Annotated in this window: 6 protein-coding genes; all 6 read right to left on the bottom strand. The window is 74.5% G+C overall.

Features of this window, described 5'->3' with window-relative positions; genetic code table 11:
* On the bottom strand, positions 1-359 hold a 359-nt coding region (locus tag HGCM_RS19750; protein ID WP_218917039.1), incomplete at its 3' end, for a hypothetical protein.
* Positions 337-2394, bottom strand: a complete 2058-nt coding sequence (locus HGCM_RS06690) for a flagellar biosynthesis protein FlhA (RefSeq protein WP_026075307.1) — start codon at positions 2392-2394, stop codon at positions 337-339. The genes HGCM_RS19750 and HGCM_RS06690, both read right to left, overlap by 23 nt.
* Complete coding sequence (locus tag HGCM_RS06685) at positions 2391-3572, bottom strand: EscU/YscU/HrcU family type III secretion system export apparatus switch protein (RefSeq protein ID WP_019136083.1); 1182 nt, start codon at positions 3570-3572, stop codon at positions 2391-2393. Before HGCM_RS06685 ends, HGCM_RS06690 begins: the two co-directional genes overlap by 4 nt.
* On the bottom strand, positions 3569-4336 hold the full coding sequence (locus HGCM_RS06680) for a flagellar biosynthetic protein FliR (RefSeq protein ID WP_019136082.1): 768 nt from the start codon (positions 4334-4336) through the stop codon (positions 3569-3571). The genes HGCM_RS06685 and HGCM_RS06680 overlap by 4 nt, the downstream gene beginning before the upstream one ends.
* 1 nt (position 4337) lies before the next feature.
* Entirely contained in the window at positions 4338-4610 is a 273-nt protein-coding gene (gene fliQ / locus HGCM_RS06675) for a flagellar biosynthesis protein FliQ (RefSeq protein WP_019136081.1), read from the bottom strand.
* Entirely contained in the window at positions 4610-5419 is an 810-nt protein-coding gene (gene fliP, locus HGCM_RS06670) for a flagellar type III secretion system pore protein FliP (RefSeq protein ID WP_019136080.1), read from the bottom strand. The genes fliQ and fliP overlap by 1 nt, the downstream gene beginning before the upstream one ends.
* Positions 5420-5530: the final 111 nt, after the last annotated feature.

The raw sequence follows: 5530 nt of genomic DNA, 5'->3' as shown, positions 1-5530 counted from the left end.
GCCAGCACGTCGGCGAACGCGGAGCCACCCGTGGAGACGACCGGGGGCTCGTGCGCCGGCCGGGGGCGCCCGTCGTCGTCCGCGGCGTCCGCGGCGCCGAGCAGCGCGTCGAGCCCGCTCAGGGCGGACGGGGGGCCGCCCGCGGCCGGCCGTGCGAACCGGCTCGCGCGCGGTCGCGGGACCGGCGGGTCCGGCACCTCGACGGTGAGCTCGAAGTGCTCGCGCGCGAAGAACCCGGCGACCCCGCCGGTGCGCACGCGCTCCGCCCGGATCACCTTCGCGCCGGGGCCGAGGTCCTCGCCGACCTGCGCGAGCAGCGCGGCGAGGTCGCCGCCCTCAAGCTGCAATCGCGTGGCCACCGCTCACCGTCCCCACGGTCTCGACGTCGATGCCGCCGCCCGTCGCCTCGCCGTACGAGAGCACCGGCAGCCGCGGCAGGCCGAGCGCGACGAGGCGGCGCAGCGCGGGGCGCAGCACCGGCGCGCACACGAGCACGACCGAGCGCCCGCTCGCCTCCGCCTGGCCGACGGCCTCGCGCAGCTGGGCGAGGACCGCCTCGATCCGGTGCGGGTCGACGAGCAGCTGCGTGCCGCCCTCGCCCGGGCGCAGCGACTCGACGAGCTGCTGCTCCAGCACGGGCTCGAGGGTGACGACGCGCAGCACGCCGTCCTGCACGTGGGACGCGGCGAGCGCCGGGCCGAGGGCGGCGCGCGCCGCCTCGACGAGGCCCTCGGGGTCCGTGCTCGTGCGGGCGCGCAGCGTGAGCGCCTCGTAGATGCGGCCCAGGTCGCGGATCGGGACCTGCTCCGTGAGCAGCCCCTGCAGCACGCGCTGCACCTCCCCGAGGCTCAGCAGCGAGGGCACGAGCTCCTCCACGACGGACGGGTTGACCCGCTTGACGCCGTCGGTCAGCACGCGCACGTCCTCGCGGGTGAGCAGCCGCGCGGCGTTCTGCGAGACGAGCGCGGACAGGTGCGTGATGAGCACGGAGACGCGGTCGACCACCGTCGCGCCGGCCATCTCGGCGGCGTGCCGCAGCTCGGCGGGCACCCACTTGCCGGGCAGCCCGAAGACGGGCTCGAGCACCGGCGTGCCCGGCAGCGCGGACAGCTCGTCGCCCAGCGCGAGCACCCGCCCCGCCGGCGCGGTCCCCCGGCCGACCTCGACACCGGCGATGCGCACGGCGTACGTCGAGGCGGGGAGGTCCACGCTGTCGCGCGTGCGCACGGGCGGCACGACGATGCCGAGCTCCATCGCGATCTTCCGCCGCAGGCTGCGCACGCGGCCCAGCAGGTCGCCGTCGGGGCCCTCCCCCACCAGCGAGACCAGGTCGGGCGCGAGCAGGATCTCCAGCACGTGCACGCGCATCTGCTCGATGAGCTGCTCGGGCGTCTCGGGGCCGGCGGGCTGCGCGTCGGGCGCGGGCTGGGCCTGCGCCTGCTCGGCGTCGCGCTTCTCGGCCGCCTTGGCGCGCTGCGCCGCGATGATGAGCACGGAGCCGACGAGCAGGAACGGCACCTTGGGCATGCCGGGCAGCAGCGCGAGCGCGCACGCGCCGGCGCCGGCGATGAGCAGGGCGGTCCGGGACTGGGTGAGCTGCTTCGCGGCCGCCGTGCCCATGTCGCCCTCGGCGGTGGACCGGGTCACGACGATGCCGGTGGACACCGACAGCAGCAGGGCCGGGATCTGGGTGACGAGGCCGTCGCCGATCGTCAGCAGGCTGAACCGCTCGAGCGCCTCGGCGGGCGACATGCCCATCTGCATCATGCCGATGACGAACCCGCCGACGAGGTTGATCACCGTGATGACGACGCCCGCGATCGCGTCGCCCTTGACGAACTTCGAGCCGCCGTCCATCGCGCCGTAGAAGTCGGCCTCGGCCGCGACCTGGGCACGGCGGCGGCGCGCCTCGTCCTCGTCGATGAGCCCCGAGTTGAGGTCCGCGTCGATGGCCATCTGCTTGCCGGGCATCGCGTCGAGGGTGAACCGCGCGCCGACCTCGGCCACGCGCCCGGCGCCGTTGGTGATCACGACGAACTGGATGACGACGAGGATGAGGAAGATGACGAGGCCGATGACGAGCGAGCCGCCGACGACGAAGTGCCCGAACGCGTCGATGACCTGCCCCGCGTAGCCGTCGCGCAGCACGAGCCGCGTCGAGGCCACGTTGAGGCCCAGCCGGAACAGCGTGAGCACGAGGATCAGCGACGGGAACACCGAGAAGTCGAGCGGCCGCTTGACGTACATGCTGGTGAGCAGCACGACGAGCGACCCGGTGATGTTCACGACGATGAGCACGTCGAGCAGGGCCGCCGGCAGCGGCACGACGAGCAGCAGCACGACGCCGACGACGCCGGCGGGCACCGCCATGGGGGCGAGCGAGCGGTTCCTCATGTCGTCCTCCCGGACGGGACGGGGGCCGCGCCGGTGCGCACCGGGCGGCGGGCTGCGCGCGCGAGCGCGCGGTGGTCGGTGAGCTCGTCGTCGGCGAGCGTGGAGCCCTGGGCGAGCCGGTGGCGGCCGGCGGCGGCGCCGCGGCGGCGCAGCTGCAGGACGAACGCGAGCACGGTCGCGACGGCGGTGAACAGGTGCGAGGGGATCTCCTGGCCGAGCTCGCAGGACGCGTGCAGGGCGCGCGCGAGCGGCACGTCCTCCACCATCGGCACGCGGTGCTCGGACGCCAGCGCGCGCAGCCGTGCCGCGACCTCCCCGGCCCCCTTGGCGACGACGCGCGGCGCACCCGTGCCCGGCTCGTAGCGCAGCGCGACCGCGACGTGCGTCGGGTTGACGAGGAGCACGTCGGCCTGGGCGACCTCGGCGAGCATCCGGTTGCGGCTCATCGCCACCTGCCGGGACCGGATCTGGCCCTTGACCTGCGGGTCGCCCTCGGTGCGCTTGTGCTCCTCCTTGACCTCGCGCAGCGTCATCCGGGTCTGCTTGCGGTTGCGCCGCACCACGACGACGACGTCGACGACCGCGAGCAGCAGGCCGGCGCCGATGCCGAGCCGCAGCAGCTGCGTCGCGCCGGACCCGGCCGTGTGCAGCAGCACGTCGAGCGGGAGCCGCCCGGACGCCGTGACGAGCGGGACCAGGCCCTGCACCGCCGTGTAGAGCACGAGCCCGACGACCGCCGTCTTGAGCAGGGTCTTGGCGGCCTGCCACCACGCCTGCGGCCCGACGAAGCGCTTGACCGCCGGACCGGGCTTGAGGTGGTCGAAGACGAGCCGGAACCGGCGCGGCCGCCACCCGCCCTGCGCCATGCCGACCGCGAGCGCGACGAGCACGACGACGACGAGCAGCGGCGCGAGCGTCGGCAGGACGCTGCCGAGCCCGTCGCCCAGCGCGCGGACGGCGAGGTCGGCCGACGGCGCCCGGCCGGCGTCGCGCACGGCGGCGACCTGGTCGCGCGCCGCGTCCTCGGCGCGCGCGAGCACGCCGGGCAGCATGAGGGCGGCGGCGCCGAGCCCCAGCCACGCCGGCAGGTCCTGCGAGCGGCCGAGCTGGCCCTTGCGGACCACCTCCTTCATCCGCTGCGGGGTGGCCTTCTCGGTGCGGTCCTGACCGTCGCTCACGGCAGCACCCCGAGCATCGCGGCGACCGAGCGACCGGTGATCGACTCGACGACGTGCGGCAGCCCGACGAGCGCGAACCCGCCGAGGGTGAGGGTGAGCAGGATCTTGAGCGGGAAGCCGAGCGCGAACGCGTTGAGCGCGGGCGCGACGCGCGTGAGCAGCCCGAGGCCGACGTCGGCGAGGAACAGCACGACGAGCAGGGGCCCGGCGATCTGCAGCGCGGCGACGAACATCTCGCCGAGCCCGTCGGCGAGCGTCGACGCGAGCGCGCCGGGCTGCAGCGACGTCCCGAGCGGGAGGGCGTCGAACGTCCGGACGAGCCCGGCGACGACGACGAGGTAGCCGTCCGTCATGAAGAGCAGCACGAGCGCGGCGAACTGGTAGAGCCGCTGCAGCTGGGCGCCGCTCGTCATCGACAGCGGGTCGTACCCGGTGGCCACCTGGAAGCCGCCGAACACGTCGAGCAGCGTGCCCGCCGACTGCACCGCGGCGAACCCCAGCTGCACGACGAAGCCCAGCCCGGCGCCGACGAGCGCCTGCCCGACCAGCGCGAGCACGAACGTCGCGATCCCGTCGTCCGCGAGCGGCTCGAGGCGCGGCGCGACGGCCAGCGCGAGGCCCAGGCCGAGTGCGACCTTGACGGTCCCGGGCACGGCGCGGTGCGAGAACGGCGGCGCGAGCACGAGGAACGCGATGAACCGCACGCCCGCGAGCATGGTCGTCTCGATCGTCGCGAGCGGCAGGCTCAGCGCGACGGGCCCCACGTCAGCCGCCCACCAGCGCGGGGATGCGCTCGAACAGCTCCTGGGTGAACGTGACCGCCTCGGTGATCATCCAGTGCCCGCACACGACGAGCGCGAGCGCCGCCGCGACGGCCTTGGGCACGAAGCTGAGCGTGATCTCCTGGATCTGCGTCACGGACTGCACGAGGGAGACGACGAAGCCGACGACGAGCGCGGTGACGAGCACCGGCGCGGAGAGCTTGGCGGCCAGGACGAGGGCGTCGACGCCCACGTCGAGCACGGCGTAGGCGTCCATCAGCCGCTCCCGGTGTAGGAGCCGACGAGCGCCGTGACGACGAGGCCCCAGCCGTCGACGAGCACGAACAGCAGGACCTTGAACGGCAGGGAGATCATCACCGGCGGCAGCATCATCATGCCCATCGACATGAGGACGGCGGAGACGACCAGGTCGATGACGAGGAACGGCACGAAGACGACGAAGCCCATGATGAACGCGGAGCGCAGCTCGGACAGCAGGAACGCGGGCACCAGCGTCGCCATCTCGACGTCGTCGGGCGTGGCGGGGTTGGGCCGGTCCGCCGCCCGCGTGAGCAGCGCGAGGTCCTGCTCGCGCGTGTGGTCGAGCATGAACTCCCGCAGCGGGCCGGAGCCGACGTCGACGGCCTGCGAGAACGTCATGTCCCCCGACAGGTAGGGCTGCACCGCGTCGGTGTTGATGTCGGAGACCACCGGGGCCATGACGAACAGCGAGAGGAACAGCGCGAGCCCGGCGAGCACCTGGTTCGGCGGGACGCCCTGCAGGCCGAGCGCGTTCCGCGTGAAGGCCAGGACGACGAAGATCTTCGTGAAGCTCGTCGTCATGAGGATCAGCGCCGGCGCGACCGAGAGCAGCGTGATCGCCAGCAGCACGACGATCGAGGAGCTGGGCGAGCCGTTGACGCCGTTCACCCCGTCGACCGCGATCGACACGGTCGGCGACGCCGGCGTGGCCGGCGGCGTCGGTGGCGTGGGCGCGGCGGAGGCCGGGCCGGCCAGCGCGCCGCCGACCAGCAGCAGCCCCAGCGTCGTCGCCAGCACGGCGAGCGCGCGGCGGACCAGCGTCATCGGCGGACCGTCCGGTCCTGCAGCGCCCGCACGGTGGCGCGCCACGTCGCGGGCGAGAGCACCGAGCCCTCGAGCCGCCCGGGACGGGCGACCGCGAGCGCGTCGGCGGGC

This window comes from Cellulomonas massiliensis JC225, from assembly GCF_000312005.1.
GTDB lineage: Bacteria > Actinomycetota > Actinomycetes > Actinomycetales > Cellulomonadaceae > Cellulomonas > Cellulomonas massiliensis.
This window is presented reverse-complemented; position numbering and strand designations above follow the sequence as displayed.

What these genes read in the sequence shown, in the direction of transcription:
- HGCM_RS06690 (WP_026075307.1), bottom strand. Translation starts at nt 2,394, where the DNA reads ATGAGGAACCGCTCGCTCGCCCCCATGGCGGTGCCCGCCGGCGTCGTC.
- fliQ (WP_019136081.1), bottom strand. Translation starts at nt 4,610, where the DNA reads ATGGACGCCTACGCCGTGCTCGACGTGGGCGTCGACGCCCTCGTCCTG.
- fliP (WP_019136080.1), bottom strand. Translation starts at nt 5,419, where the DNA reads ATGACGCTGGTCCGCCGCGCGCTCGCCGTGCTGGCGACGACGCTGGGG.